Genomic DNA, 26,361 nt, shown 5'->3' with positions numbered 1-26,361 from the left:
TCGTACCCGGCGCGTTCGAACGGACAGGAGCCCGCCGGCACGCCGAGGGGACGTTCGGTTTGCAGCTCACCTGGTACAGGGTGAAGGTTGGGTAAGAGGGGGTTGTGACGTGCCCGTATGGAATATCGACAGGCTGCAGTCCAGCACGCGGGCGGCCTCAGCGCATGCGTGTCGAAAGTGCATGCACGCTGAACTCATTCGGATTCCCGCCCGACGATTCCCGATGAATCGAGGTCGCGATGAACGCGAATCCGACTGTGAACGGCTGTGGCGAGCACCGTTCCGGCCCCGTCGTCGGTACGGCTCTGGTGAGGGGCGTGACGTTCCAGGTCAAGGGCGCCCAATATGCAGAGGTGGACGGGATGGCGATGTTCGAGGGCGACATCGTCCTCGGTACCGTCAATGAGATACAGGCCGCCGCCACGTCCGTCCAGGACGAACTGATCCTCGCCTCCGTAGGAGTCACGGGGGAGGAGTTCCGCTGGCCGAACGCGACCGTCCCCTTCGAGATCGACCCTGGTCTTCCCGACCCGCAGCGCGTCACGACCGCCATCCAGCATTGGACGTCCCGTACTCGTATCCGCTTCGTGGCGCGGACTCCCGCCAACGCTGCGCAGTTCCCGGACTTCGTGCGCTTCGTGCCGGGCGGTGGATGTTCCTCCAACGTCGGTCGACGGGGTGGTCCGCAAACCATCACCTTGGGTTCGAACTGCAGCGCCGGAAATGCCATCCACGAGATCGGGCACACCGTGGGGCTGTGGCACGAGCAGAGCCGCGAGGACCGCGATCAGTTTGTCACCATCGTCTTCGCGAACATCGAGCCCGACATGCAGCACAACTTCGTCCAGCAGATCACCGACGGCGATGACCTGGGCCCGTACGACTACGGCTCGATCATGCATTACCCGCCGGGGGCGTTCGCCGTGGACACCAGCAAGCCGACCATCATCCCCAGGCAACCGCTGCCTCCGGGGGTGGTGCTGGGACAACGAACAGGGCTGTCCCAGGGCGACATCAACGGAGTCCACACGATGTACCCGGCGCCTGCTGTCACGATCAAGGAAGTGGCCAAGGACCCGACCGCCGATATACCGCCCAAGCACCCGACCGGCGATATACCGACCAAGCATCCCTTCCTGGAACCGATGAGCCCGGGCGCTGCCAGCCCCTTCGTGCTGGGCACTCCGCATCAGGCTCCTTCCATGACCTCCACGACCGCTCAGCCCGACGGACTCGTCGAACAGGTCCGTCAGCTCACCCAGACGCTGGCCGCCCTTCAGCAAGGCCTCGCGGTCGCGGTCGCCAACCAGAACAACCTCATGGCCCAGCTCGGAGCAGCGGCCGTGAGCGGTACCGGACAGCCTCGATGATTCTGGTCGTCTCCTACGACGAGGACCACACAGCCGAAGTAGTGCGCCGGCTGGAGGCCGCCGGCCGCGAGGTGGTCCGCGTCGACCTGGCCGACCTTCCCGTCCGTGGCGAAATCACCATCGACTATCCCACGGACGGCCGACCGGAGTACGCGCTCGCCACCCCGGCGGGGCGCACTCGACTGGACGAGTGCCGCGTCGCCTGGTGGCGGCGCATCCGGCCCTTCACCGTCGACCGGGCTCTGGGCGCGGCACGGGACCAGGGCTTCGCGGCCAGTGAAACCAGCCACGCGCTGCACGGCCTCTTCCACTCCCTCGGCTGCACCTGGGTCAATCCGCCCGCCCTGGACGCGATGGCCCACCACAAGCCCTACCAATGGGAGACGGCGCGCCAGGCCGGTCTGGCGCTGCCGCGCACTCTGGTCACCAATCGACCGGAAAAGGCCCGCCGGTTCATCGAGGAAGTCGGTGTCGGACGGACCGTGTTCAAGGCGTTCATCGCCGGCGTCGATGCCTGGCGCGAAACCCGACTCGTTCGCGCGGAGGAGCTGGAAGAGCTGGAATCCGTGCGCTATGCCCCCGTGATCTTCCAGGAGTTCGTCCCCGGGGCCGATCTGCGGGTGACCGTCGTCGGCGATCGCGTCTTCGCCGCCGAGATCGATGCCTCGGCCACCAGCTATCCGGTCGACATGCGGATGGTGGTCGACGAGACCCCGGTGCGGCCGGTCGCTCTCCCGCCGCCTCTCACCGCCGGGCTTCTCCGGCTCATGCGCCGTCTGGGCCTGGTGTACGGCGCCATCGACCTGCGTCGGCGCCCCGACGGGCAGTACGTCTTCTTCGAGGTCAATCCGGCGGGACAATGGTTGTTCGTCGAAGAACGCGCGGACATGCCGATCAGTGCGGAGGTCGCCGCTCTCCTGTCACGCATGGACGCACGGGATCCGGGCGCGGAACGGCTCCCCTCACGGACCCTCGCCGGCAGGGCGGGATGAGCGGCGCCGTCAGGGGCCGGGTGTCCCTGCCCTCCGACGCCCCCAGGCTGCGGGCCGCCCGCCTCCTGGTGGAGGTACGGGACGTCTCCCGTTCCGACGCGCCTTCGACGGTGGTCGGCTCACAGGTTCAGGCCGACGTGCCACTGGCCCCGGGAGGCAGCGTCCCCTTCGAGGTGGAAGTGCCCGACCTCGACCCTGCCGGCCGCTACGGCCTCCGCGTCCACGTCGACCTGAGCGGGACCGGAACCCTGGATCCGGGCGACTTGATCAGCACTCAGGCCAGCCCGGTGCCGATGGAGACCACCGATGAGCTGATCGCCCCCGTCAGCAGGATGTGACGGGGCCCTGTGCCTGCCTCCTGCCGGGCCATCGCACGTGATCGTGGGCCGGGCCAACCCGCATGCCAGCACCTGAGTTTGGACTTGTCGGTCCAATTTTGGCGGCCTACGGTGCTGCCATTCCCGACAGCAACGCGCCCGCAAGGCGCTCGCTCAGGCAGAGAGGTGTCACCCATGCATGCGATCCGTATCGAGGAGCACGGCGGTCCCGAGGTCATGCGCTGGACGGAGCTGCCGGACCCGTTACCCGGTCCCGGTGAGGCGCAGGTGCGGCTCGGCGTGGCCGGGGTGAACTACATGGACGTCGGCGCCCGCGCCGAGGGCGGCCCGGGCTGGGCGGCGCCCGCGATCCTCGGCGCCGAGGGGATGGGCCATGTTGCGGCCCTCGGGGAAGGGGTTCGGGACCTGGCCGTCGGTGACCGGGTGGCCTGGTTCTACCACCCCGGCAGCTACGCCGAGCTGCTCGCCGTCCCCGCCCACTCGCTGGTCAAGGTGCCCGACGGCATCAGTGACGAGACCGCCGCCGCCGTGATGATGCAGGGCCTGACCGCCGGCCACCTGAGCACCGAGACCTACCCGATCGGTCCGGGCGACACCGCCGTGGTGCACGCCGCGGCCGGCGGGGTCGGCCAGTTGCTCACGCAGATGGTCAAGGCTCGCGGCGGCCGTGTGATCGGCCTGGTCTCCCGCGAGGAAAAGGCCCCCGCCGCGAAGGAGGCCGGCGCCGACCACGTGCTGGTCCACTCCGGCGGCGGCTTCGAGAAGCAGGTCAGGGAGCTCACCGGCGGGCGCGGTGCCGACGTCGTCTACGACGGCGGCGGCACCGGGACGTTCCACTCCTCCCAGGCGGCCCTGCGCCCGCACGGGGTCCACGCCTACTACGGCCCCTTCATGGGCGTCCCGAGCCTGCGGCCCACCGACCTGCCCAACAGCATCCTGCTGACCTACCCCGTGGTCCACCACCACGTCCCCACCCGCGAGGCCCTGCTGCAGCGGACCGGGGAGATGTTCGACCTGATCCTGGCCGGGCGGCTCACCCCACGCGTCACCGCCCGCTACCCGCTCGCGGAGGCCGCCCGCGCCCACGCGGACATCGAGTCGCGTCGCACCACCGGCAAACTGCTGCTCCTGCCCTGACCGGCCGCTACCCGGTCCGGCCGCACCCGCCGCGCCCGCCCGCTGAACCGAACACAACAAGCTCGTACCGGGAGGACCCATGCCGTTGACCCGTAAGGGCGCCGCGACCAAACAGCGCATCGTCGAAGGCGCCGCCGGCCAGATCCGCGAACAGGGCGTGTTCGCCGTGCGGCTGGAGGACGTCATGGCCCGCACGGCGACGAGCAAGAGCCAGCTCTTCCACTACTTCCCTGGCGGGAAGGACGAACTGCTCCTCGCCGTGGCCCGGCACGAGGCGTCCCGGGTGATCGACGAGCAGCAACCGGAGCTTGGCTCCCTCACCTCCTGGCCCGCCTGGCAGCAGTGGCGCGACAAGGTCGTCGCCCGCTACCGCGCGCAGGGCAGCGACTGTCCCCTCCACGCGGCCCTCGCCCAACTGGGCGGGACCACCGATGCCACCCGGACCGTGGCCGGCGAACTGCTCGGCCGGTGGCAGCGACAACTCGCCGCGGGGATCGGCCACATGCAGGGCAGCGGTGAGATCGCCCCCGAACTGGACGCCGATCGAGAGGCCGCGGCCCTGCTGGCCGGCATCCAGGGCGGCGTGCTGATCCTCATGACCACGGGCGGCTCCACCCACCTGGAGGTCGCGATCGACCTGGGCATAGCCCACCTCCGCGCTTCCGTCCGCAGCGACCGTTGAGAACCCTGCGGTCGGCCGAGGACTCCCCTGACGGATGGTCCGAATCGACAGCACGGCCGACAGCTCCGGCTTGAATTCCGAAGGAATTCACATCCTTCGGCCCAAAGGCCCTCCGGCCGTGCGTTTTCGGCCGGACCCTTGACCTCTCCGGAGGCGGCGGACGATGATCACAGTGCACTACGGACGAGGGAACTTTCCAAAGGCGAGCGATTTTTCGATCTCATACTTGAGGGGGGTGCAGGACTGTGCGACTTCCTGCAGTCGGTCAGGGCGCAGGGCGGCATCGTCAGGATATTCCTCGGGAATCGGCCGGTGTTCGTCCTGAACTCACCGGAGGCCGTCCACAGCGTTCTCGTGACGCAGAGCAGGAAGTTCGGCAAAGGGCTGCTGTTCGACATCGCGCGGCCTTTCATCGGGAACGGCATCATCACGTCCGAGCGGGATTTCCACCGGCGTCAGCGTCGCGCGCTCCAGCCCGCTTTCCACCGTGACAGCATCGCCGCGTGCGTCGGCACGATGACCGACATCGCAGAGGAACAGGTGTCGTCCTGGAGCCCGGGTGAGGTGATCGCCATGGATCTGGTGATGCGCCGGATGATGACGGTCATGCTCGTCGCGACCCTGTTCAGCTCCGAACGCCCGGACGGCGCCGCAGCCGTGGCCGAGCTGGGGGAGCGGGTCGCCGAGCATCTGACCACGGTGATGCGCGGGGTCTTCGTGGGCACCGTCCTGCCCGCGCCGATCGCGTCCTCGCCCGCGCTGGGACACCGCAAGTACCTGTCCGCGGCCGCGGCGCTGCGCGAACTCGCGGACACCGCTGTCCGGCAGGCTCGGCAGGACCCCACCGACCGCGGAGACCTGCTGTCGATCATGTTCGCCGGGACCCCCGGGAATCCGCAGGGGATGACCGACGTGGAAGCCCGCGACGAGCTGCTGTCCCTGCTCATGGCCGGTGCCGAAACCACGTCGACCACCCTGTCCTGGGCGCTCCACGAACTCGGCCGGCGCCCGGAGATCACCGATCGGATCAGGGCCGAGTGCGATGCGCTGCCCGACGGTGTCCTGCCCGGCGCGGCGACGCTTCCCTTCACCGACCGGTTCCTCCGGGAGGTGCTCCGCCTGCACCAGCCCAACTGGCTGCTCATGCGGCGCGCCCTGGAGCCGGTGCGGGTCTGCGGCGTCGAGCTCCCGCAGGGAGCCGAGCTGATCTACAGCGCGGTGACGATGCACCGGGATCCGGCGTACTACCCGGACCCCCTGCGATTCGACCCGGACCGGTGGCTCAGCCGCAACGAGAAGGATCTTCCGCCGGGCGCCTACGTTCCGTTCGCCCTCGGCAACCGGAAGTGCATCGGGGACCACTTCGCGATGACCGAGATGCTGGTCGTCCTCCGCTCGATCGTCTCGCGGTGGCGACCGCAGCCGGTCGAGGGGCGCCGCGTCCGGCCGGTGGTCCAAGCGCTGATCCGGCCCAATGCGCTGCCCATGCGCGTCTCACCCTGGCCGACCAGCTGAAACGGCCCTGCTCCTGGAGGTGCGCCACACCATGATGCCGACCGCAGATCCCTCCGTGCGCGTACCCGGGTCCGCGCCTGTGCCCGCGCCTGTGCCCGTACCCGGGTCCGTGGCCGAGGACAACCCAGGGCCCCCGGCTCCGGCTCCCGTCCCCTTTCGCCACCGGATCAGTCCGGACTTCCGAGCCGCCCACGATCGCCACCTCGCCTGGCCGAAGTCCTTCGGTTTCCTGTCCTCGGAAGCGGAGGAGGCCCATCACCTCAAGGGCCAGTTCCCGCTGATCGCGGCCATGTTCTATCCGAACGCGACCGGAAGCGAACTGGACCTCGGAGTCGACCAGCAGAGCTGGTACTTCCTGTTCGACGACACGCTCGACGAGCAGTGGGGCCGGTCGCCCGAGCGGGTCCGCCACCTCGTCGAGCTCGTCAAGGAGGGCACCACCGGCGAGGCGTCCCCGTTGCCCCTGGCCGGTGCCTTCGCCGACATGCGCCGACGCAGCTGCCAGGGCATGCCCGAGGACTAGATCCAGCGATCGGCGGCCCACTGGTCCTCCTACCTCGACCACCATGTCCACGAGGCGCGCAGCCGGCAGGCCGACGCCCCCATGTCCCTGAGCACGTACCTGCGCGTCCGTCGCCACACCATCGGCGTGGCACCGGTCATCGACCTCGCCGAGCGCCTGTCCTCGTGCGTCCTTCCGGACCACCTGTACGCGCTGCCGCACCTGTCGATCATGCGCGAGATGACGAAGACGTTCATCATCTGCGACAACGACATCGTCTCCCTGGACAAGGACGCGGCACTGGGGGAGCGGAACAACCTCGTGCTCTGCCTGGAGCGGAAACACGGCCTCTCCCGGCCGGAAGCGATCCAGAAAGCCCTCCGCCACCGGAGCGAAGCCCTGGACCTGTTCACCGGCGCCCACCGCGACCTTCTCGGCGCGACGGCGACGAGCCACCTCGACCCGGCCGAACGCGACCTGCTGCGGCGCTACTGCACGGAGGCACTGCAGACCACCATCCGCGGCGCCCACGACTGGCACCACGCCTCCACCCGCTACCGCGTGTAGGCCGGCGCTCGCCACCACAAGAAGACGGCGTTCCCAGGATCGACGCAGCTATCGACACAGCTGAGGAGCACGCACCATGCCCGATCACCGCTCAGCGTCCTTCGTAGCCTCCGAACGGGACCGGACCTGCCCCTTCGACCCGTCGCCGGATCTCCTCCGTATGCGCGAGGAGGACGGCCTGCCGCGGCTGCGCGTCCTCCACCCGATTCGCGGCGAGATCGAAGCCGTCGTCATCACCCGGTACGGCGACGTCCGGGCCGCCTTCGCGGACCAACGCCTGGTGACGGGCAACGGCATCGACCCGGCACTGCCGCGTACCCTGTTCAACCACCCGGGCTTCCTGCCCGCCTACAGCGGTCCGGAGCACGCCCGCCTCCGCCGCATGCTCACCGGCAGCTTCACCGTCCGCCAGGCCGAGCGGCTGCGGCCCGCGATCGAGATGATGGTCTCCGACCACCTCGACGCGATGGCGGAACACGGACCCGTCGTCGACCTGGTCGAGGCGTTCGCCCTGCCCATTCCCTCGCTGGCGATCTGCGAACTGCTCGACGTCCCCTACGGGACACGGTCCATGTTCCAGCGCTGCTCCCAGGTGATCATGGATGGGACGGCCGACGCCGAACGCCTGGTGGCCGCCTCGGCCGAACTGAACGCCGCCATGGCCGACATCGTCACCCGCAACCGGGCCACCCCTGGGGACGGGGTGCTGGGCACGGTGGTGCGGGAGCACGGCGCGGAGCTCACCGACGACGAACTCATCGGATTCGGAACCACCCTCCTCGTCGGGGGACACGAGACCACGGCGACCATGCTCGCCCTGAGCGTGCTGGCCCTGCTCCGCGATCCGGACCAACTCGCCGCCCTCCGCGACGACCCCACGGTCACCGGCACAGCCGTGGAGGAACTCCTGCGCCATCTCGCCATCCCCGCACCGCTCCTGCGCACGGCCGTGGCCGACGTCGACCTCAACGGCCACAGGATCGCCGCGGGCGAGCACGTGCTGCTCTCTCCCCTGACCGCGAACCGCGACCCCGGCCTCGTCCCCGAGCGCCCCGACGACCTCGACCTCCACCGTCGCCCGGTCGCCCAGCTGTCCTTCGGCTTCGGCGCCCACCAGTGCCTCGGCCAGCAACTGGCCCGACTGGAACTGAGGATCGCCCTGCCGGCCCTGCTCCGCCGCTTCCCCACCCTCCGACTCGCCGTCCCCGAAGCCGACCTCCGCTACCGCCAGGGCTCGACGGTCTACGGCGTCGAGGCACTCCCGGTCACCTGGTGACCGGTCGGCCATGCCACTCACCCGCGGGTCCAGCGCGGGCAGCACGGCACCGCCACCCCCACGTGCCGGCCGCCTATGCTGCTCTCCATGCCGGGTCTGCCGCAGCACCCCAACATCGAGACCGCCGTCCGATACCACGAGGCGGTCTCCCGAGGAGCCGTCGGCGCCGAACTGGCCCGCTTCTTCCACGAGGAGGCGGTGCAGCAGGAATACCCCAACGCCCTCTTCCCCGACGGCGTCCGGCGCGATCTGCCCGCCGTGCTCCAGGCCGCGGAGCGGGGCCGCGCCATCCTCAGCCGTCAGCGGTTCGAGGTGCGCAACGCGGTGGCGGCCGGCGACCAGGTCGCCTTGGAAGTCACCTGGACCGGAACGCTCGCCGTCCCGCTGGGCGACCTCCCCGCCGGTCACGTGCTGCGTGCCGACATCGCGGTCTTCCTCGAATTCCGTGACGGCAGGATCCTGGCTCAGCGCAACTACGACTGCTACGAACGCCCGGAACCCACCTGAGCCCGTCGCGCCGATTGCGGCGCTGTGGCGTCCCTGACCTGGGGTGTCTGAGCGCCTGCTGCTGCCGCAGTGATCGCCGTCAGCCGAGTGTGGTGTCGCCCTGGGCGGTCAGGATCTTGCGCAGGCCGGAGGAGATCTGCTCGCGTTCCTGCGGGTCGAGGGGTGAGAGGATCTCCGCGTAGTCGCGCAGGTGGGCGGCGAGCGCGTCGACGGCGAGGGTTTTGCCGCGTTCGGTGAGGCGGATCTGCACCGAGCGGCGGTCGCTGCTCTCACGGACGCGTTCGACCAGGCCCTTGTCCTCCAGGCGGTCGAGGCGGTTGGTGACGGCGCCGGCGGTCACCATGGCGGCCTTGACGAAGGCTCCGGCGGTGAGGGTGTAGGGCGGTCCGGAGCGACGCAGCGTGAAGATCATGTCGAGTTCGCCGAGGTTCAGGCCGAACTCGTCGGACAGCTTCTTGAAGTGCCGGTCGTAGACGCGCTGCATCCGCTGGATGCGCCCGAAGACCTCCATCGCCCTCAGGGCGTCGGCCAGCTCGGGGCGCTCCTCGCACCACTGCTCGGTGATCAGGTCCACCGCGTCGGTCATCCGGGTCTCCTCCCACGCCATTTGTTTCAACCTTAAGAAACTTGCCGTCGAAGGACAAGCGTGATTTTATTTCAACGTCAAAAGACCGCAGCGTTGAAACACTTGTCCGGAGTGCCACCGTCCTGATCCCCGATCGGCTGGGCAGCGCGCTCCCGTCATCCGCCACCGATCCCGATGGCGAGCCCACTCCCGCCGCCCGGACACCACGGCCAGCGCCACAACCCTTATGAGAGGCCCCGCCATGTCCTACCCCGCCGCCCGCTACCACGGAGACAAGGGCGAAGTGAACGCCTCCTTCCGTACCGCGGACACCCCGCCGGACCTCACCTCGCCCCGCGGCGACGCCTACCGCTACCTCGCCACGCACGAGTCCACCGGCGGCGAGTACGGCCTGTACCAGGTGGACCTGGCGGCGCGGGCCGCCGGCGCCAAGACCCACTTCCACAAGGCGATGTCGGAGGCCTTTTACGTCCTCTCCGGCGAACTGGAGCTCTTCAACGGCGACAAGTGGGTGACGGGCCGCACCGGCGACTTCCTGTACGTTCCGCCCGGCGGCCTGCACGCCTTCAAGAACGTGACGGACGAGCCCATGTCGATGCTCATGCTCTTCTCCCCGGGCGCCCCGCGCGAGGAGTTCTTCGAAAGGGTCGCGGAGATGTCGCAGCGCGGCAGCGAGGAACTCAAGGAGTTCCGTGTGCGGCACGACAGCTACTTCGAGGAGGACTTCGGGACGGGGGCGGTGTAGCGGGCTGCCGATAAGGATCCTGGCAGGAGGGTCGAAGCACCGCCGGGCGCCTGCCGTATCGAATCACCAGGTACGCTCCCGGCCATGCGACTCCCGGTTGACGCCCTTCTGTTCGACAGTGACGACACGGTCGTCTCCATGCGCTTGGTGGCCGGTGGCGCGTGGCGGCAATGGGCGGAGTCGTACGGCATGACCTTGGAAGAGGTGATGGCCCGGGTCCCGGTGCACGGCCGGCCCGCCTCCGCGATCATCGCGGACCTCATGCCCGCCGACCAGGTGGCCGAAGCGCTGCGGCGCCTGGAGGACGCCGAGGTGGCCGGCGCCCTGGCAGGCGACGTCACCCCGGTGCCCGGAGCCGCCGAACTCATCGCCGCACTGCCCGCGGACCGTTGGGCCGTCGTGACCTCCGGCACCCGTCGTGTCGCCGAGGCCCGGCTCGGGCAACTCGGCATCCTCCCCAAGGTCCTCGTCACCGTCGACGACATCACCCACCACAAACCTCACCCGGAACCCTTCCTCCTGGCAGCCGAGCGTCTCGGCGTCGCCCCTTCCCGCTGCGCCGTGGTCGAGGACTCTCCGGCCGGGCTGGCCTCTGGGCGCGCGGCAGGCATGACGACCATCGCCCTGACCACCACGCACGCGGCGGACAGGCTTGAAGCGGATGTAACCGTCAAGGACCTCACCGCGATTTCCGCTCACGTCTCGCAGGACGGACAGCTCGAGATCACGGTCGGCTGACGCCCAGGCACATACGGCATGTTCGTGAGGCAGGGCCGGTCGCCCGACTTCGTCGGGTGGCTGCCGGCGTGTACCGCTACGGGCCTTCGCTCTGCCCTCGGCGAATCTGCCGGGGGCAGAGAAAGCTGTCGCGGGGCCGCGGACGGCCGGAGAGTGGTGGAGACCCGACCACACCACCGACCGGCCGAGGAGACCTCATGTCACCCCTCTTCTCACCCCTCGCCCTCGAACCGCGCGCCACCGACGGCGACGCGTCCCCGACCCGCTTCGACGACCACCTCGCCTCGCTGCTGCTCATGCAGCGCATCGTCTTCCTCGGCACGGAAGTCAACGAGGCCTCCGCCAACCGCGTCTGCGCACAGCTGCTGCTCCTCTCCGCCGAGGACCCCCGCACCGACATCGCCCTCTGCATCAACAGCCCCGGCGGCTCGGTCACGGCCGGGCTGGCGATCTACGACACGATGCGGCTGATCCCCAACGACGTCTCCACCCTCGCCATGGGATTCGCCGCCAGCATGGGGCAGTTCCTCCTCACCGTCGGAACACCGGGCAAACGCTACGCCCTGCCGAACGCGCGGATCATGATGCACCAGCCGTCGGCCGGAATAGGCGGCACCGTCGCCGACATCGCCATCCAGGCCGAGAACCTCGAATTCACCAAGAAGGCCATCGAGCGCATCACCGCCGAGCACACCGGCCAGTCCGAGGAGACCGTCTCCCGCGACGGCGACCGCGACCGGTGGTTCACGGCGCGGCAGGCGAAGGACTACGGCATGATCGACCGCGTCGTGGAGTCCCTGGAGGACGTCCGCCCAGCCGGCACCAAGCGACGGATCGGACTCTGACGACATGAGCCAGTACACCATTCCCACCGTGGTCGAGCGCACCTCGAACGGGGAGCGGGCCTACGACGTCTTCAGCCGGCTGCTCTCCGAGCGCATCATCTTCCTCGGCACGGAGATCGACGACGGCGTCGCCAACGTCGTCATCGCTCAGCTGCTCCACCTCGAATCGTCCAGCCCGGACAGCGAGATCGCCCTCTACATCAACTCCCCGGGCGGATCCTTCACTTCCCTCATGGCCATCTACGACACGATGACCTTCGTCCGCGCCCCGATCTCCACGTTCTGCGTCGGCCAGGCCGCCTCCACCGCGGCCGTACTCCTCGCCGGCGGAGACCCGGGCCGGCGCTTCGTCCTCGAACACGCGCGGATCCTGCTGGGACAGCCCGCCAGCGGGGGCCGGCAGGGGACCGTCTCCGACCTCACCCTGCAGGCCAAGGAGATGCTCCGCATCCGCTCGGAAGTGGAAGAGGTCCTCTCCCGGCACACCGGCCACGACGTTGCGACCCTGCGCGCCGACATGGACCGCGACAAGGTCTTCACCGCGCAGGAGGCGGTGGAGTACGGCCTCGCGGACGCGGTCCTCAGCCGCCGGGTCCTGCCGGCGGCCGCGTAGCTGCGGGGGCGGGTGGCCGCGCTACGGGGGTGGGCGGCCACCCGCCAAGCCGACGCCAGCCGGTCAGGAAGGCGATCAGGCGGGCGATCAGGAAGGCGATCAGGCGGCGAGGCGCACTTCGCCCTGACGCGGTTGTGCCTGCGGCGCTGCCCGGCCGACCGAGCGGACGTGCGTACGGCTGGCCAGGCGGATGAGCTCCGCCTGGACCAAGGCGAGGAGCTCGGCCAGGCTGAGCCCGAGCGCCGTGGCGGCGGCCGCGAGCACTTCGGAGGACGCCTCCTTGAGGCCGCGCTCCACCTCGGAGAGGTAGGGCATGGAGATCCGCCCGGCGTCGGCCACGTCCTTGAGCGTCCGCTTCTGCGCCAGCCGCTCCCGGCGCAACACCTCCCCCACGACGTTCCGCCACAGGGGCTCCCGCGCGGGGCGGAGGGGGATGACACGGGCGGGCGCGGGCGCGGGGTTGGGCGCGGGCTTCGAGGCTTGGGTGCTCACCCCTCCAGCGTAGAAGCACGAAGGCGGCCAGGGACTGGTCGAGCGTTCTGCCGCCCGCGAAACCGCGGCGCGGAGTTCGCGTCGTCACCGAACTCGACACCGTTGACTGTGCAGGCCCTTCAGCCGAGCTGCGCGGTTCTGCTGGCAACGAGTCGGCTGTCGGCGAAACCCTCCACGCGGGCCGATTGAGCGGTGGAGGCGTCGGGGATGGTGATGTCGGCCTGGCCGTCGATGAGATCGACGGAGTTGCGTGGGCGCTGGTCGACGTAGACGTCCAACCGGTCGATGTTGGTGGCTTGGACCTTGAGCCGCAGAGCACCGTCGGTCGTGGTCGCTTCCGTGATGGCCACAGGGTGTGGCGTTAGGCCCTTGAGGATCTGCCCAGCGCGCTCGAAGAGGTCGGAGTTGCCCTCCAGCAGGTCCCGGCGGGTCATTCGGTACGGCACGTCCGGGGTGATGCCGAGGTCCTCCACCGGCGTGCCGGAGTTGGCGCCGACCCGCAGGGTACGGCGGATCGCCACCCGCATGCCGGCTCCCTTCGGCAGCCGTACGTACGGAGTGTCGGCTTCGTCCTCGAGGAGTGCTACGAGGCGCTCGTGTTCCCAGACGTTGGCGCCGCCGGCACCGGTGTTCTCGTCGGTGCCGAGGACGGGGCCGATCTGGTGGTCCTGGAAGCCGGCGGCGAAGATGTCGGTGGCCGAGTAGCAGCGAGCGTTGGTGATGAGGACGACCGGGCCGAAGTACTGCTGGCCGATCGCGTTGGCGCGTTTCTCGGGTGTGATGGGGACGGCGCTGGAGAAGGTGGAGCCGATCTCGACGGCCTGCTCCATGGAGGGCACCCAGGCGCCCAGCTCATCCTGGTGCTTGCGGCAGATCCGTAGGTTGAGCGGGGAGTTGATGAACTGCGTCGGCTCGGGTGTGATGGGGCGCGGGGTGAGCGTCTGCAGCGCGAACTCGGCGTTGAAGATGATGCCGCCGCCGTTGTCCCGGACGTCCAGGATCAGTCCGCGGTCCGGCATCAGGCCGAGCAGGCGGACGAACTCACGGACGAATCCTTCCACGTCGCGCTTGAGGAAGGTGAAGATCCGGATGTAGCCGAAGGTGCCGGAGGAAGTCCGCACCTCCTGTGCCCGGAACACACCCGGCATCGAGGTGGCCATCTCGCCGGCGCGTACCTCGGGGGCGGCCTCGCCTGCTTCGAGAGCCTTCTTCTGAGCGACGACCTGCGGCGCGAACAGCATCACCTTGGCACGGTTGGCTTCGTCCATGTCGAGGTCCAGGCCCTCGACCAAAGCGGTGCCCATCGGCGCCTGCGCCGTGACGAAGGGCGGGAGATTCTCCACGATCCGCCAGATCTCCCGCAGCTCGCGCTTGGTGCCGCTGTCGTCGGTGTAGCTGACGGTCACCCACTCCTCGAACGGGGGAAGATGCGTGCCGAGCGACCGCACGGTCAGCGACTGAGTACCTCGGCTGCGGCGGGCGGCGGTGTTGCTGCCCGCGAAACGGGCGGCGTTGAGATCAACGGCCTTGGCGATGGGGATGCCGCTCCAGTGGGTGATCTCGACGCCGGGTTCGAAGCCCGGAGCGGAGAATCCCTGGGCCACATGGGTGACCATGAAATGCTCGCCCCGGTCGTCTTCGTACCGCTCGACGAGGAACGGCAGGTAGGCGACCTTGCCGGCGTAGGGGTCGGGGAGCAGATAGTTGGTGTGGAGGTCCCTGACCGAGTGGAAGATCTCCGACATCTCGGCGTGGAACATCCACTCCGGGGGTTTGGTCGTCTCGGTCTGCCGCTCCAGCCGGCGGCGCAGTACCCGTAGACGCTGCACCGGGTTGACGGCGTGCATCGCCGTTTTGAGCGGCAGGTGGACATAGTTCTGCTCCAGCATGAGCTTCGCCTGGTCCACGATCAGCCGGCGCTCGTCCAGCGTCAGGGTGCCGGCGCCGGCGAGGAAGTCGGCCAGCCCGGTGGACGAGGCCAGGTGTTCCCGGACAGGATCGGCGGCCTGTGAGACGAAATCCGGGGCAGAACCGTCGGCTGGGTGGGCCATCGTGTATCCCGAGGTTGTTGGAACGGGTCTCTGGAGCTTTCGATCTCAGTTATCGGCCGACGTCCGCAGGAATGTGAGTGTCACAACCATCATTCGCCTGAAAAGACGGGCGCAGCCGGCGGAGTGGGAGCGCATCGAGCAGCTGCTCGCCGCCGCGGCGCCGGGCACGAGCGGGCATCGGTGCTCCGGTGCACCGGGAGGCACCCGACCCCCGCGGCCGGGTCCGGCTGGACATGGACCGCACCAACACCGCCCGTCACGAGCTCCCCGCCTACCCCTTCGACCCCCCGGCCGCGGGAGAGATGCCCGGCCTCCTGTACCGCCTGGAAGCCGAGGCGGCGGTCGCCGCGCTCGCCGTCATGAGCGAGGAGTGGCAGGCGGATCCCGCCCCCGTCCGTACTCGCCCGGACCGGGAAGCCGTGCCGGCGGACGCCCGGATCCTGCTCGGCAGGTACGGCTCCGCCGCGCAGTACTGGACCAACGTGACGGCCGCCGCTTCGGACCCAGCCCCGGACTTCGTGGCGGCGGGCCTGCAGGGCACGTGCTCCAACATCTTCCTGACCTCCGCGCACCTCAACGGCCTCGACCTGTTCCACGACCTCGGCCTGATCGCCGTGTCCGGCGACGAGGGCCCGTACGAGCGCGAGGTCACGGTCGATGTTCTCGGCGGAGAACCGGGGCCAGCGCAGCCGGTTGTCCCCTTCGGACAGCACGCCCACCTGGCTGAGGCACACGTTCTCCTCGGCCGGTGGATCGCCAGGCGGACTGCGGCCCCGGGTGGGGGTACCCGGAGCGCAAAATCGTCGTGGGCAGATCAGGTATTGATCGTTTACAGTGCCAAGGATCATCAACTCCCCTAGGGAACAGGGCGTTTCATGGCGATCACGCGTAGGTCCGTACTCAAGGGCTCGTCGGCCGCGGCCGCCGTACCGTTCGTCACCAGTGCCGCCGGGGAAGCCGCCGCTTCCCCTTCGCCGACGGCGCCCGGGCCGCTGCTGCAAAGCCGGCCGCACCGGCTGGGCGCGCCAGGAGTCCTGGGCGTCCACCTGCAGTTCGGCTCGGACCCGTCCTCGGAGATGACCGTCTCCTGGATCACCCCGCAGTCGGTCCGCAGGCCGCAGGTGCGGCTCGGTTCTCCCGAGGGCGGGCACGGCGGCCGCCTCGTCGAGGCCGAGACGCGCACCTACCGGGACGGGCTGTCGAAGGAGGAGGTGTACGTCCACCACGCCCGGATCACCGGCCTGCGCCCCTCGGCCACGTACCTGTACACGGCCGGGCACGACGGTGCGACCCCGGAGACCGGTTCGTTCACCACGGCGCCGCGCGGCCGCGCCGCCTTCACCTTCACCAGCTTCGGTGACCAGGCGACGCCCAACCTGCGCCGGGTCATCCACCTTCCGGACGGTGTCCCTTCCCCCGTCAACCGCTTCCCGCTGCACACCAGCAGCCAGGTCGGCTCGCCCGCCTCGGCGGACATCGTCTCCGCCGTCGAGCGGGTCGCCCCACTGTTCAACTTCGTCAACGGCGACCTGTGCTACGCCGCGATCGCCGGTGCGTGGGGCACGAGCCGGGCGGCGACCTGGGCGGACTGGTTCATCAACAACAGTCGCTCCACCCGGCTGCGCCCGTGGATGCCCTGCGTGGGGAACCACGAGAACGAGAAGGGCAACGGGCCCATCGGCGCGGCCGGCTACCAGACCTACTTCGCGCTGCCTTCCTCGTCCGCCTCCTCCGACGAGGAGACCCGGGGCATGTGGTACGCGTTCACGGTCGGCGCGGTCCGCTTCATCAGCCTCGCCAACGACGACGTGGCGCTCCAGGACGGCGGGGACACCTACATCAGCGGTTACTCCGGCGGTGCCCAGCGTCGCTGGCTGGAGCGCGAGCTGAAGGCCGCGCGGGCGGACCGGGGCATCGACTGGGTCGTGGTGTGCATGCACCAGCCGATGATCTCCAGCCACCGCAGCGCCGGCAGCGATCTGGGGGTGCGCCGGGCCTGGGGTCCGCTGTTCGACGCGTACGGGGTCGACCTCGTGGTCAGCGGGCACGAGCACCACTACGAGCGGTCGCACCCGGTGCGCGGCACCCTGCCCAACGAGGCCCGCACTCCTGTCCCGGTCTCCACCCGCACCGACCTGATCGACACGGGCAAGGGCACCGTTCACATGGTCATCGGCGCGGGCGGCAACATCGCCACAAGCCAGGACGACCTCTTCGACAGACCCCAGGCCCGGGTCCTGGTCGGCCTGAAGGACGACAAGACCTCCTCCGGCCACCGCGAGCCGGTGTGGATCCCCGAGGAGGCGCCCTGGGCCGCCGTCCAGGACCGCAAGTACAACCGCGGCTTCGCCGCGTTCGACGTCGATCCCGGCGACCGCCGCGAGGGCCTGACACGGATGCGCGTCACCTACTACACGTTCGACGGGCCCCACGGCGACCTGACACCCGTCGACACCTTCACCCTGCAGCGCCCGCGTTCGGACGCGCGCCACTGAACCGACCGGCACTGGCGGCCACCTGGAGGCTGAGGCAGAAGCCCCACGCATCCAGCGGCCGGAGTGCCGGCGGCGCCGGGCCCGGGCGCGCTGCTCAGGCGGCGGGCCGCACGCTGAGCGCGCGGCGCCCCACCAGCGACCTCCGGCTCGCCGTCGCCACGAGCAGCGCGGCCGCCGCGGCCACCCCCGGCACGGCGTAGCCCGCGGCGCCCAGGTGCTCGACGGCCCAGCCGCCGGTCGCCGAGCCCGCCGCTATGCCCGCGAGCAGGCCCGTCACGGCCAACGTCATGCCCTCGTTCAGGCTGCCCGGCGGGGTCAGGCCCTGGACCAGGTTCATGCCCGTGACCATGGAGGGCGCCGTCGCCATGCCCGCCAGGAGCAGCGCGGCCGCGAGGAGCGGCAGTCCGCCGCCCGCCGCCGTCGTCAGCAGCGGCAGGAGTGCCAGGGCGGCCATCGCCGCCAGACAGCGCGGGAAGCGCGCGGACGCCGGGGAGGCCGGGCGCCTCAGCCCGTAGAGCAGGCCCGCCGCGCACGAACCCGCCGCCTGAAGGCCCAGGACGGCGCCCGCGGCCGCCCGGTGGCCCTGCGCGTCGGCGAAGCCGATGGTCACCACCTCCAGCGAGCCGAACAGCGCGCCGGTGCAGATGAAGACGGCCAGGATCGCGGCGAGTCCGCGATTACCCCGCAGGGGCGAACGCTGCTTCAGGGGAGTGGCCGATATCGGGGGTTCGGTACGCTTCTGCGCCGCGAAGAGCACCGCACCCGTGACGAACATCAGCGCGGCGGTGAGCGTGCCCGCCCCGGGGAAGAAAGACGTGGACAGGAACGTCGCGAGGGCCGGGCCGAGCATGAAGCACACCTCGTCCACGGCCTGTTCGAAGGCGTTGGCGGTGTGCAGGGCGGCCGGGTCGCCGCGCAGGAGGTGCGCCCAGCGGGCACGCGACATACCGCCCGTGTTGGGGCTGGTCGCCGTCGCCGCGTACGACGCGAACAGGGTCCAGGCGGGAGCGTCGGCGTACACGCACAGCACCAGCGACAGCGAGCCCAGCGCGGCGAACGCGGCGGCCGGGACGGTGACGCGCGCCTGGCCGTAGCGGTCCACGAGCCGGGCCGTCCACGGGCCCGCCAGCGCCGTCGCGGCGAGGCCCGTCGCGGTCACGGCGCCGGCCAGCGTGTACGAACCGCGCTCGGCGGAGATCATCATCACGGCGCCGACGCCGAACATGCCCATGGGCAGCCGGGCGAGCAGGTTCCACGCGGTGAAGGCGCGGGCGCCGGGGAGGGCGAACAGACGGGCGTACGGATTGGAGCGGAGCGAGGGCATGTCCTCAGCCTCGCCGCGCCCCGGTCGCGCGGTCCAACACCTGATCGCTCGCCATTCACGCACATCTGTTGTGGACTGCCGTGCGTGCCCTACGACATAGAGCCTCGGCTCGAAGCGCGCCTGGGCGGCGAACTGTCGGCCGCGCGACGCGGCAGGTCACGCTCACCGCCGAAGGGAGCGGCTGCCGCCGTACGCGCGGCGGGTGCTCGCCGCCCACGACCAGCTGGACGCCGCCTGGGCCATCGAGGAGGCTCGCGGCGAGCGGCACATGGTGTTCGTCGAGCGTGGACTGGCCTCGTTCGATCCGGGACCAGCGAGCCTGATGGGGCTGAGTCGCCTCCGATCAGCACGGCGCTGCGGGTCGGTCGATGGGGCGTCACGCGAGTGCCGCGTAGCCCGCGAGCGCCAGGTGGATCACCCCCGGCCACCGCCCGCCGACCCGCAGCCGGTCGCCCACCGCCGCCCCGGCCAGCGCGTAGCCGAGATCGACGGCCAGCGCCAGCGCGAAGAACACCGCGCCATGAACGAGCAGCCCGGCCTGCGTCGTCGCGAACTGCGGCAGGAACGCCAGGAAGAACAACCCGACCTTCGGGTTGAGCAGGTTGACCAGTACGCCGTCCCGGAACATACGACCCGCCGACTCCGGGACGATCGGGACGCTCGGCGCTGCGGCTGCCGGCCGGGGCCGCAGGGCACGCAGCCCCAGCCAGAGCAGATAGCCCACCCCGGCCCACCGGATCGCGCCGGACGCGACCGGCGAGGCGGCCAGCAGCGCCGCCACACCGGCCACCGCGAGGCCGACATGGGCCAAGGTGCCGGCCTCCACGCCGAGCGCGGACAGCAGCCCGGCCCGGCGGCCGTGCGCGGCGGCGCGGGTCACGATGTACACCATGTTGGGGCCCGGCACCGCGATCAGCACCGCCGAGGCCAGCACGAACGCCCACATCTCAGTCCCCCAGCGCCCGGTCGAGCAGGCCCAGCGGCGGCGCGCCGAGGCCGAGCAGCGCCGCGTGGAACCGGCCGAGGGTGAACCCGGAGCCCCATTCGGCCCGGGCCCGGTCCCGCAGGTCGAGGATGGCCAGCTTGCCCCACGTGTACGACATGGTCAGCGGCTCCCGGAACACCCGGTGCACGGCGGCGTCGGCGGCCGGCCCGGCGAGCAGGGCGTCCACGGTGAACCGGTGGCGCGCCTCCGCCACCGACATCGTCCTGGCCTGGAAGCCGATGGTGCAGGCCAGCCGCGTGATCCGCAGCAGCGCGTCCCGGGCGACGCTCGCCACGAACCGCGGATCGCCGTCCCGGAAGCCCTCCTCGACGGCGAGCTGCTCGCAGTAGTGCGCCCAGCCCTCGACGAAGGCGGCGGAGTGCAGGGTGCGCCGGACGTCCCCGGCGGCGCGGCGCAGCGCCCGGCCGTGCGCGTGATGGCCCGGGGCCGCCTCGTGCAGGGCGATGTTGGCCAGCCCCGACCGGTTGTACAGCGACAGCCACTGCGCGCTCCGGTCCGCCGGCCAGCCCGGGGCCGGCGGGGTGATCCGGAACCAGCTCGGCCCGTCCGGCTCGTACGGCGCGGCCATGGTCAGCGTCGCCACCTGGTGCGCGTCGGTCGGCGGGGTGACCCCGACCCGGCACTCGCCGTCCAGGTACGGCACCAGCCCCCGCTCCGCCGTCCACGCCTCGACCTCGGCGACCAGCTCGGCGGCCAGCTCCAGCACCCCCGACGGCGACGGGTGGTCGGCGAGGATCCCGGCCATGGTCACCTCCGCCGGCACGGCTGGGTCGATCCGGCCGCACGCCTCGATCAACCGGTCCCGCCACGCGTCCCGTTCGGCGTCGAGCCGGGCGGCCAGCGCGGTCAGGTCCACCTCGACCGCCTCGGTCGCCCCGGCCAGCCGGGCCAGTGCCGACGCGCCGAGCGCCGGGTCCGGATCGCCGGTGCGGGCCGCGTGCCGCAGGTGCGTGGTGAGCCGGTCGAGGGCGGCCCGGGCGGGCGGCTCGTCGGCAACCAGGTGGGCCAGGCCCCGGGCCGTGTCGAGGGCCGTCTCGGCCAGCGGCGCCGGCACCCGGTCGAGGGCGGCGATCGCCGCGTCCACGGCGTCCGGCCAGCCCGCGAGGTGCGTCCGGCGGGCGGCGGCCCGCTCGGCGGCCGGGGCGTACTCGCGGTCGTAGCAGGTGACGTCGAGGTTCTCCAGGTGCGGGGTCGGGTCGAACCGGTGCAGCTCCAGCTCGCCGTAGCGGACCCACAGCGCGTGCTCGAAGGCGGAGAGCTGCCGTTCGTCGTGCGGGTCGGCGACCGGGGAGCCGCCGAGCGCGGCCAGGCCGCGGCGTACCCCGTCGGGGGAGAGGTCCTGGAGCAGCCCGTCGTACTCGTGCCGCCCCGCGTCGGTGCGGGTCGCCGGCACCATGAGATCGGTTACCGCCCGCAGCCGGGCGTCCTGCGATGTGATCATGGAGTCGAGTCTTGTCGGCGCGGCGGCCCGTCACCCGGGCCAATGGGGGGAGATGTGGACCGGAACTGGACCGCGGCCGAGCTGGCCGAGATCCTGGGCGACTGGGCGACCGCGCCGGGGCCGCTGTACCGGCGTCTCGCCGCCGCCCTCACCGTCGCCGTGGAGGCCGGCGACCTCGGGACCGGTGAACGGATGCCGTCCGAGCGGGAGCTGGCCCGGGCGTTCGGGCTGAGCCGGGCCACCGTCGTCGCGGCCTACGACCTGCTTCGGGACGCCGGCACGCTGGACACCCGCCGGGGCAGCGGCAGCCGCGTGCGCGGCGGCCCGGGCAAGCGTGGCCTCTCCGGGGCCGAGTCCGGCACGGCGGTGGTCCGCAGGCTCGCCGCCGGGCCCGGCCCACTGATCTCCCTGGCCCGCACCACCGGTGAGCCGCCCACCGACCTGGCCGCCGAGCTCGCCGCCCTCGCGGCCGAGGACCTGCCCGCCCTGCTCGCCGATGCCGGCCACCACCCGCGCGGCCTGCCGGTGCTCCGCGAGACCATCGCCGACCAGTACACGGCCGACGGCCTGCCCACCACCGCCGACCAGATCGTCGTCACCACCGGGGCCACCCAGGCGATCAGCCTCGCGATCACCTGCTTCGTCCGCCGCCGCGCCACGGTCGTCGTCGAGTCCCCGGGCTGGCCCGGCTGCCTCGACGCCTTCCACGCGGCGGGCGCCCGGCTCGCCCCGGTCGGGCTGGACGTCGAGGGGGCCGCCGTCGCCGACCTCGCGCCGGCGTTCGCGGCCGGGCCGGCGCTGGCGTACCTGATGCCGACCTTCCACAATCCGACCGGCACCCTGATGTCGGCCGCCCGCCGCCACCGGATCGGTGAACTCGCCGCGCAGCACGGCGTGCCGGTGCTGGAAGACAACGCCTACTGCACCACGCTGGGCACGCCGCCGCCCCCGCCGTTGGCCGCGTACGCGCCGCGCGGCGCCACCGTCCTCAGCGTCGGCTCGGTCACCAAGACGATCTGGTCGGGCCTACGGGTCGGCTGGCTCCGGGCCCCCGCGCCGATCGCCGAGCGGATCGCGCGCCTGAAGACCCTCGCCGACCTGGGCAGCCCCGTGCTGGACCAGGCGCTCACCGCCCGGCTGTTGAGCCGGACCAGGCCGCCGGACACCGAGCCGCTCCGCCGACTGGCCCACCTGGAGGCGGCCCTACGCGCCCGGCTACCCGACTGGCGGTGGCGCCGACCGGACGGCGGCTCGGCGCTGTGGATCGAACTGCCCGACATGGACGCCCGGGTCTACGCCCAGGTCGCGCTGCGGCACGGAGTGGAGGTCGTGCCGGACGCGACGCACATCCGGGTGCCGTTCACCCTCCCGGCGGCGACGCTCACCGAGCTGGCCGAGCGGCTCGGCCGGGCCTGGGACAGCCGGTAAGTCCTCGGCCCGGCGGGGCCGGTACCGCCGATGGCCGGTACGATCCCGACCGGCCTGCCTGCGGACAGCCGACACCAAGGAGGTCCCTGGTGAACGACCCGGGCCCGCTGAATCTGGTCGAACGCTATGGGGAGGGTTGGTGCGTGACCCTGGCGCACCGTCCGCTCGCCGAGTCGCTGGACGCCATGGGTGTGCCCGCTGAGCGGCAGACCGAGGTGGCCGCGCCGAACGGGGAGGGCACGGACGTCGATCCGCCTCCGCTGCTGGCCTCCCGTTCCCTCCCGGACGGCTGGACGCTGGTGGTGGAGACCTCCGGCACGACGGGCTGGACCGGCGAACGCGACGACGTGCTGGAAGCGCTCACCGAGGGGGGCGGGCGGGCGTTGACCGTCGTCGTCGACCCCTCGGTCGACGTCGTGGTCTACGCCGAGGACGGCGAGGTGGTCCTGCGCTTCGTACCTTCGCTCGCGGAGCTGGAGGGCCCCGGGGCCGAGCGGTTCCGGGACCGGCTGGAGAAGGCCGGGTTCTTCCTCGACGAGGACGGCTCGCTGCCCCCGGAGCTGGATGACCTGCCGGGTGGGCGGCTCGCCGTCCACGGTGCCGAACTCGTCTGGGGCCGTCGCCTTACCGCCGACATGTTCGACGGCGCGGCCCCCTGGATCGGGGGAGAGCCGCTCACGGACACGGCGCCCCCGGCCGGGCTGGCCGAAAACGACTGATTGACAACGGCGGACCGCTCGCCCCCGACACCTTCGGCTTCGTCTTCCACTAGCGTGCTCGAATCGACCCGCACGGGGGGGTGCTCGAATTCGGAAGCCCCCTTGCGCGTCGAGAGATGTCATGCGCACCTCAAAAATCGCACCCGAGGCTGTCCGGCCCGCTCACCCGGACCGGTGAGGAGCGCACTTCACGTCAGTGACGTTCAGCGAGACAGGAGTGCACCGTGCAACCCTTTCGCAGAGGCACCGTCCATCACGCCAGACTCACCGTCCGCGGCTCTCTCGCCGTCCTCGCCGCCACGGCGGCCCTCATCGCGCCGACCCTCCTCACGGCCCCCGCGTCTGCCGCCGACGCTCCCGCCACCGCGTATCGCAACACCCTGGACAACAGCGGCGGCCCCAAGCCCATGCCCACGAACGCGCCGGAGGGCGCGGCCGAGCGGCCCGTGACCATGGACGTCGGCATATCCTCCGAGGACCTCGAGCGCGTCCGCAACGGACAGCGCCCCAAGGGCACCCTTGGCACACAGCCCCTCCGGACACTCGGCGAGACCGTCCCCGCGGAGTCCTTCACCGAAGCGGCGGCCGCGGCCCGCGCCCAGCTCAAGATGCGGTACGAGGCCCGCGCCGCGGATGACGTCCCACCGTCCTCCCGCCCACCCGCCGAGATCAAGGACACCCCCAACGCGGAGCTCCTCAAGGAGTGTTTCGACGGCAAAGCCGACAGCGACTACGGCAACTACGTCAACCGCTACACGTACTGCCAGAGCCGCAAGATGACCATCCGCTTCTTCGAGATCAGCCCCAACAAACCGCCCAAGTACCACGCCACCACCCGCTTCGTCTACGAGCTCTTCGCCCAGGGCGACAACAAGAACCGCCACATCCGCGTCTTCGGCCGTATGAAGCCGGGTTCGGCGGACTACGACTGGCCCTGGTACGACGACCTCCTCCAGACCCCGAAGATCATCAAGATGACGATGACGGGCGAGTGCGACGCCCCCGTACGCGAATGCAGCGGCCTCAGCGGCTCCCCGAGCCTCCCCTTCGGCTCGTGGAACAGCAACCGGACCTGGTTCGCCTTCGACATCGCCGACAGCTCGGGCTCGGCCGGCACCGCCCAGGGCCGCGACAAGATCTCCTTCAAGCGCTGGTACCTCGGATTCAGCGCCAAGGGAGAGGGCTACGAGACCATGCTCCCCGGCCGCAGCTCCGCACCCCTGATGCGCTGTGACTCCGGCCAGTACTTCTCCCCGGCCCAGAAGAACGCCTGCGTCTTCCCCGGCTCCCTGCCGATCCTGAACTACTACGCCACTCCCGGTTCGCCCACCGAACAGGTCGGCAAGCACATCGCCGACGCCCAGTACACCCCCGACACCACCTACCCTCGGACAGCCCCGGCCGGCACCCCGAACCCCCGCGCCAAGCGCATTCCCGGCGCGTACTTCAACGCCCCGCTGCACCGCATCACCGAGGCCGACCCCGAGTGGAAGACCAACAACGCCCACAAGAACGCGGCCTGCAAGGACCGCGGTGACTACAAGGGCATGGGCCTGCCCGCGGAAAAGCAGCCCAAGAGCGGCCAGCAGTGCGACGAGTATCCCTTCCGCACCACGCTGGAAGGCGCCGCGAGCAAGGACTGGGACTTCTCCGTACGCGCTGTCGACCGCTCCGACAACGCCAGCGCGGGCAGCCGCCTGAAGCTGTACGTCCTGCACGAGCGGATCCTGCGCTGGGACGCCGGCCTCGCCGACCCCCAGCGGTCCAACGACGCCTACTGGGTCAACATCCGCTACTCCACCCGCTGACCTCCGCCCCCGGCAGACCTGGCCGATCCGGTCGGCCCGGCCCGCCCCCGTCCGTCCGACGGAGGCGGGCCGGGCACTGTCCGGCAGCGGGCCGCCGGGCCCCAAAGCAGTCACGATGCCGGCCGGCGCGAACCCGACCACACCGCCGGCGCGTCGCCCTGTGCCCGCAAGGCGGGGGATCGCCGGCGCCCCGGGTATGCCGGAGGCCACCGGACAGGCGGAGACAGTGGCGCGGTCGAGGCGCGCGACGGGCCGCGACGGGCGCTGGGCCGGACTTCCGATGCCCCGGAGGGACGCGGTCGGCGCTTCTCCGCTCCCGGCCCGGATATCTAGACTGCTGGCATGGTTTCGGGGGGCTGGGGATGGTTTACGACTGTCGCGTCGATCCTGATCGGCCAGACCACGGTTGTGACGATGGGCTTCATCAACAACCGCTCCCAGACCAGGCGGGAGGCGCGGGCCAGGCTGGCCGAGCAGTACAAGGTGATCACGGAACGCCGTGAGACGTTCGAGCTGGCCCAGCTCGTCGAGGTGAACACCCTGCTGCGGAACGCCATGACGTCCCTCCACGCCTTCGGTTCGGCCAGGCGGCACTACCGGTCGCGCCTGCGGGAGGACCCGGCCGCGCCGCCCGAGACCTACCGGCAGCCGATGCTGGACGCTTCCGCCGCGTCGGACGCCGCTCTCGACACCTTGCGGTCCCAGATCGGCTTCATCCTGGCGGATGACGTCCGGGCGCTGGCCGACGCCGCGGAGAAGGCTCTGACGATGGCCGCGGCGGGCGTCCTGCTCGACCAGTCGATCGACTCCGGCACCCTGGGCGCAAGGGCCAACGCGGCGTACGAAGCCCTGGCCGCCCGGCTCCGGGACATCTACGCGACCCGAGAGTCGGCTATGCCGACGGCTTAGGGGTCGGCTCCGGAAGTCCGAGCCTGGCCAGGAGATCGTCCAGGTCGGAGGTGGTGAACTTCCACGGGAACGGCTGTGCTGCGGCGTTGTAGCGGTCTTCGAAGGCTCGAAGCCGGTCCCCGGCCTGGACGAGGTCGGTGAAGTCGTTGGGCGAGACGACCTTGCGCTGGACGACGGAGAAGTAGATCTCCACCTGGCTCAACCAGGAGGCGTGGATAGGGGTGTGGACCATGACGGCGTTCGGGAAGGCGATGGTCAGCCGATCGGCGGCCTTC

27 protein-coding genes are annotated in these 26,361 nt (G+C 70.9%); 20 read left to right on the top strand and 7 right to left on the bottom strand.

Going from position 1 to position 26,361, the window contains the following annotated elements; all coding sequences use genetic code 11:
- The first annotated feature begins 239 nt into the window (after positions 1-239).
- From legP to AB4K12_RS19330, 10 genes are all read left to right on the top strand, one after another.
- On the top strand, positions 240-1,370 hold the full coding sequence (gene legP, locus AB4K12_RS19375; RefSeq protein WP_368435351.1) for a Dot/Icm T4SS effector Zinc-dependent metalloprotease LegP: 1,131 nt from the start codon (positions 240-242) through the stop codon (positions 1,368-1,370).
- A complete protein-coding gene (locus AB4K12_RS19370; RefSeq protein ID WP_368435350.1) occupies positions 1,367-2,362 on the top strand; it encodes an MvdC/MvdD family ATP grasp protein in 996 nt (331 codons plus the stop codon). Before legP ends, AB4K12_RS19370 begins: the two co-directional genes overlap by 4 nt.
- Positions 2,359-2,700 (top strand): YbaY family lipoprotein, encoded by a 342-nt coding sequence (locus AB4K12_RS19365; protein ID WP_368435349.1) that lies wholly within the window; start codon positions 2,359-2,361, stop codon positions 2,698-2,700. Before AB4K12_RS19370 ends, AB4K12_RS19365 begins: the two co-directional genes overlap by 4 nt.
- Positions 2,701-2,874: 174 nt before the next feature.
- Complete coding sequence (locus tag AB4K12_RS19360) at positions 2,875-3,837, top strand: quinone oxidoreductase (RefSeq protein WP_368435348.1); 963 nt, start codon at positions 2,875-2,877, stop codon at positions 3,835-3,837.
- Between the two features lie 79 nt (positions 3,838-3,916).
- Positions 3,917-4,519, top strand: coding sequence for a TetR/AcrR family transcriptional regulator (locus AB4K12_RS19355; RefSeq protein ID WP_368435347.1), 603 nt, complete (start codon positions 3,917-3,919; stop codon positions 4,517-4,519).
- Between the two features lie 138 nt (positions 4,520-4,657).
- The gene (locus AB4K12_RS19350) at positions 4,658-6,034 is read left to right on the top strand and encodes a cytochrome P450 (RefSeq protein ID WP_368435346.1); all 1,377 of its coding nucleotides are present in this window, start codon (positions 4,658-4,660) and stop codon (positions 6,032-6,034) included.
- Between the two features lie 109 nt (positions 6,035-6,143).
- The gene (locus AB4K12_RS19345) at positions 6,144-6,557 is read left to right on the top strand and encodes a hypothetical protein (RefSeq protein ID WP_368435345.1); all 414 of its coding nucleotides are present in this window, start codon (positions 6,144-6,146) and stop codon (positions 6,555-6,557) included.
- Positions 6,558-7,103 (top strand): terpene synthase family protein, encoded by a 546-nt coding sequence (locus AB4K12_RS19340; protein ID WP_368435689.1) that lies wholly within the window; start codon positions 6,558-6,560, stop codon positions 7,101-7,103.
- A gap of 76 nt (positions 7,104-7,179) precedes the next feature.
- Positions 7,180-8,379 carry a cytochrome P450 gene (locus tag AB4K12_RS19335; protein WP_368435344.1) on the top strand — a complete coding sequence of 400 codons (1,200 nt, stop codon included), beginning with the start codon at positions 7,180-7,182 and terminating at the stop codon, positions 8,377-8,379.
- An 87-nt stretch (positions 8,380-8,466) separates the two neighbouring features.
- Positions 8,467-8,886, top strand: coding sequence for a nuclear transport factor 2 family protein (locus AB4K12_RS19330; protein ID WP_368435343.1), 420 nt, complete (start codon positions 8,467-8,469; stop codon positions 8,884-8,886).
- Between the two features lie 79 nt (positions 8,887-8,965).
- On the opposite strand, the gene AB4K12_RS19325 is transcribed toward AB4K12_RS19330, so the two are convergent.
- Positions 8,966-9,472, bottom strand: coding sequence for a MarR family winged helix-turn-helix transcriptional regulator (locus AB4K12_RS19325; RefSeq protein ID WP_368435342.1), 507 nt, complete (start codon positions 9,470-9,472; stop codon positions 8,966-8,968).
- 241 nt (positions 9,473-9,713) lie between these two features.
- Between AB4K12_RS19325 and AB4K12_RS19320 the strand changes: the two genes are divergently transcribed.
- From AB4K12_RS19320 to AB4K12_RS19305, 4 genes are all read left to right on the top strand, one after another.
- The gene (locus tag AB4K12_RS19320; RefSeq protein WP_368435341.1) at positions 9,714-10,217 is read left to right on the top strand and encodes a cupin domain-containing protein; all 504 of its coding nucleotides are present in this window, start codon (positions 9,714-9,716) and stop codon (positions 10,215-10,217) included.
- 84 nt (positions 10,218-10,301) lie between these two features.
- Positions 10,302-10,955, top strand: coding sequence for an HAD-IA family hydrolase (locus AB4K12_RS19315; protein ID WP_368435340.1), 654 nt, complete (start codon positions 10,302-10,304; stop codon positions 10,953-10,955).
- 197 nt (positions 10,956-11,152) lie between these two features.
- The gene (locus tag AB4K12_RS19310) at positions 11,153-11,800 is read left to right on the top strand and encodes a ClpP family protease (RefSeq protein ID WP_368435339.1); all 648 of its coding nucleotides are present in this window, start codon (positions 11,153-11,155) and stop codon (positions 11,798-11,800) included.
- 4 nt (positions 11,801-11,804) lie between these two features.
- Positions 11,805-12,413: a ClpP family protease gene (locus AB4K12_RS19305; RefSeq protein ID WP_368435338.1), complete on the top strand. Its 609-nt coding sequence runs from the start codon at positions 11,805-11,807 to the stop codon at positions 12,411-12,413.
- Between the two features lie 99 nt (positions 12,414-12,512).
- On the opposite strand, the gene AB4K12_RS19300 is transcribed toward AB4K12_RS19305, so the two are convergent.
- Positions 12,513-12,848 (bottom strand): helix-turn-helix domain-containing protein, encoded by a 336-nt coding sequence (locus tag AB4K12_RS19300; RefSeq protein WP_368435688.1) that lies wholly within the window; start codon positions 12,846-12,848, stop codon positions 12,513-12,515.
- A 176-nt stretch (positions 12,849-13,024) separates the two neighbouring features.
- Positions 13,025-14,956 (bottom strand): S41 family peptidase, encoded by a 1,932-nt coding sequence (locus tag AB4K12_RS19295; protein WP_368435337.1) that lies wholly within the window; start codon positions 14,954-14,956, stop codon positions 13,025-13,027.
- A gap of 302 nt (positions 14,957-15,258) precedes the next feature.
- Here AB4K12_RS19295 and AB4K12_RS19290 point away from each other — a divergent pair, with 302 nt between their 5' ends.
- Positions 15,259-15,816 carry a hypothetical protein gene (locus tag AB4K12_RS19290; protein WP_368435336.1) on the top strand — a complete coding sequence of 186 codons (558 nt, stop codon included), beginning with the start codon at positions 15,259-15,261 and terminating at the stop codon, positions 15,814-15,816.
- 15 nt (positions 15,817-15,831) lie between these two features.
- Complete coding sequence (locus AB4K12_RS19285; protein ID WP_368435335.1) at positions 15,832-17,451, top strand: purple acid phosphatase family protein; 1,620 nt, start codon at positions 15,832-15,834, stop codon at positions 17,449-17,451.
- A gap of 94 nt (positions 17,452-17,545) precedes the next feature.
- On the opposite strand, the gene AB4K12_RS19280 is transcribed toward AB4K12_RS19285, so the two are convergent.
- From AB4K12_RS19280 to AB4K12_RS19270, 3 genes are all read right to left on the bottom strand, one after another.
- Positions 17,546-18,775 (bottom strand): MFS transporter, encoded by a 1,230-nt coding sequence (locus AB4K12_RS19280; RefSeq protein ID WP_368435334.1) that lies wholly within the window; start codon positions 18,773-18,775, stop codon positions 17,546-17,548.
- Positions 18,776-19,151: 376 nt separating this feature from the next.
- Positions 19,152-19,721 carry a LysE family translocator gene (locus AB4K12_RS19275; RefSeq protein ID WP_368435333.1) on the bottom strand — a complete coding sequence of 190 codons (570 nt, stop codon included), beginning with the start codon at positions 19,719-19,721 and terminating at the stop codon, positions 19,152-19,154.
- Position 19,722: 1 nt separating this feature from the next.
- A complete protein-coding gene (locus AB4K12_RS19270) occupies positions 19,723-21,222 on the bottom strand; it encodes a DUF885 family protein (RefSeq protein ID WP_368435332.1) in 1,500 nt (499 codons plus the stop codon).
- A 54-nt stretch (positions 21,223-21,276) separates the two neighbouring features.
- On the opposite strand from AB4K12_RS19270, the gene AB4K12_RS19265 reads away from it, so the two are divergent.
- From AB4K12_RS19265 to AB4K12_RS19250, 4 genes are all read left to right on the top strand, one after another.
- Positions 21,277-22,650: a PLP-dependent aminotransferase family protein gene (locus tag AB4K12_RS19265; RefSeq protein WP_368435331.1), complete on the top strand. Its 1,374-nt coding sequence runs from the start codon at positions 21,277-21,279 to the stop codon at positions 22,648-22,650.
- 89 nt (positions 22,651-22,739) lie between these two features.
- The gene (locus tag AB4K12_RS19260) at positions 22,740-23,369 is read left to right on the top strand and encodes a DUF6461 domain-containing protein (RefSeq protein ID WP_368435330.1); all 630 of its coding nucleotides are present in this window, start codon (positions 22,740-22,742) and stop codon (positions 23,367-23,369) included.
- Positions 23,370-23,593: 224 nt separating this feature from the next.
- A complete protein-coding gene (locus AB4K12_RS19255) occupies positions 23,594-25,177 on the top strand; it encodes a NucA/NucB deoxyribonuclease domain-containing protein (protein WP_368435329.1) in 1,584 nt (527 codons plus the stop codon).
- A gap of 342 nt (positions 25,178-25,519) precedes the next feature.
- On the top strand, positions 25,520-26,086 hold the full coding sequence (locus AB4K12_RS19250) for a hypothetical protein (RefSeq protein WP_368435328.1): 567 nt from the start codon (positions 25,520-25,522) through the stop codon (positions 26,084-26,086).
- Here AB4K12_RS19250 and AB4K12_RS19245 read toward each other — a convergent pair.
- Entirely contained in the window at positions 26,070-26,318 is a 249-nt protein-coding gene (locus AB4K12_RS19245) for a hypothetical protein (protein ID WP_368435327.1), read from the bottom strand. The two genes, AB4K12_RS19250 and AB4K12_RS19245, sit on opposite strands and share 17 nt — an antisense overlap.
- Positions 26,319-26,361: the final 43 nt, after the last annotated feature.

Source organism: Streptomyces sp. C36 (genome assembly GCF_040932295.1).
Lineage (GTDB): Bacteria > Actinomycetota > Actinomycetes > Streptomycetales > Streptomycetaceae > Streptomyces > Streptomyces triculaminicus.
This window is presented reverse-complemented; position numbering and strand designations above follow the sequence as displayed.

Coding starts and splice junctions, on each gene's coding strand:
- legP (WP_368435351.1), top strand. CDS start 240: ATGAACGCGAATCCGACTGTGAACGGCTGTGGCGAGCACCGTTCCGGC.
- AB4K12_RS19370 (WP_368435350.1), top strand. CDS start 1,367: ATGATTCTGGTCGTCTCCTACGACGAGGACCACACAGCCGAAGTAGTG.
- AB4K12_RS19365 (WP_368435349.1), top strand. CDS start 2,359: ATGAGCGGCGCCGTCAGGGGCCGGGTGTCCCTGCCCTCCGACGCCCCC.
- AB4K12_RS19360 (WP_368435348.1), top strand. CDS start 2,875: ATGCATGCGATCCGTATCGAGGAGCACGGCGGTCCCGAGGTCATGCGC.
- AB4K12_RS19355 (WP_368435347.1), top strand. CDS start 3,917: ATGCCGTTGACCCGTAAGGGCGCCGCGACCAAACAGCGCATCGTCGAA.
- AB4K12_RS19335 (WP_368435344.1), top strand. CDS start 7,180: ATGCCCGATCACCGCTCAGCGTCCTTCGTAGCCTCCGAACGGGACCGG.
- AB4K12_RS19330 (WP_368435343.1), top strand. CDS start 8,467: ATGCCGGGTCTGCCGCAGCACCCCAACATCGAGACCGCCGTCCGATAC.
- AB4K12_RS19325 (WP_368435342.1), bottom strand. CDS start 9,472: ATGACCGACGCGGTGGACCTGATCACCGAGCAGTGGTGCGAGGAGCGC.
- AB4K12_RS19320 (WP_368435341.1), top strand. CDS start 9,714: ATGTCCTACCCCGCCGCCCGCTACCACGGAGACAAGGGCGAAGTGAAC.
- AB4K12_RS19315 (WP_368435340.1), top strand. CDS start 10,302: ATGCGACTCCCGGTTGACGCCCTTCTGTTCGACAGTGACGACACGGTC.
- AB4K12_RS19310 (WP_368435339.1), top strand. CDS start 11,153: ATGTCACCCCTCTTCTCACCCCTCGCCCTCGAACCGCGCGCCACCGAC.
- AB4K12_RS19305 (WP_368435338.1), top strand. CDS start 11,805: ATGAGCCAGTACACCATTCCCACCGTGGTCGAGCGCACCTCGAACGGG.
- AB4K12_RS19295 (WP_368435337.1), bottom strand. CDS start 14,956: ATGGCCCACCCAGCCGACGGTTCTGCCCCGGATTTCGTCTCACAGGCC.
- AB4K12_RS19290 (WP_368435336.1), top strand. CDS start 15,259: ATGCCCGGCCTCCTGTACCGCCTGGAAGCCGAGGCGGCGGTCGCCGCG.
- AB4K12_RS19285 (WP_368435335.1), top strand. CDS start 15,832: ATGGCGATCACGCGTAGGTCCGTACTCAAGGGCTCGTCGGCCGCGGCC.
- AB4K12_RS19280 (WP_368435334.1), bottom strand. CDS start 18,775: ATGCCCTCGCTCCGCTCCAATCCGTACGCCCGTCTGTTCGCCCTCCCC.
- AB4K12_RS19275 (WP_368435333.1), bottom strand. CDS start 19,721: ATGTGGGCGTTCGTGCTGGCCTCGGCGGTGCTGATCGCGGTGCCGGGC.
- AB4K12_RS19270 (WP_368435332.1), bottom strand. CDS start 21,222: ATGATCACATCGCAGGACGCCCGGCTGCGGGCGGTAACCGATCTCATG.
- AB4K12_RS19250 (WP_368435328.1), top strand. CDS start 25,520: ATGGTTTCGGGGGGCTGGGGATGGTTTACGACTGTCGCGTCGATCCTG.
- AB4K12_RS19245 (WP_368435327.1), bottom strand. CDS start 26,318: ATGGTCCACACCCCTATCCACGCCTCCTGGTTGAGCCAGGTGGAGATC.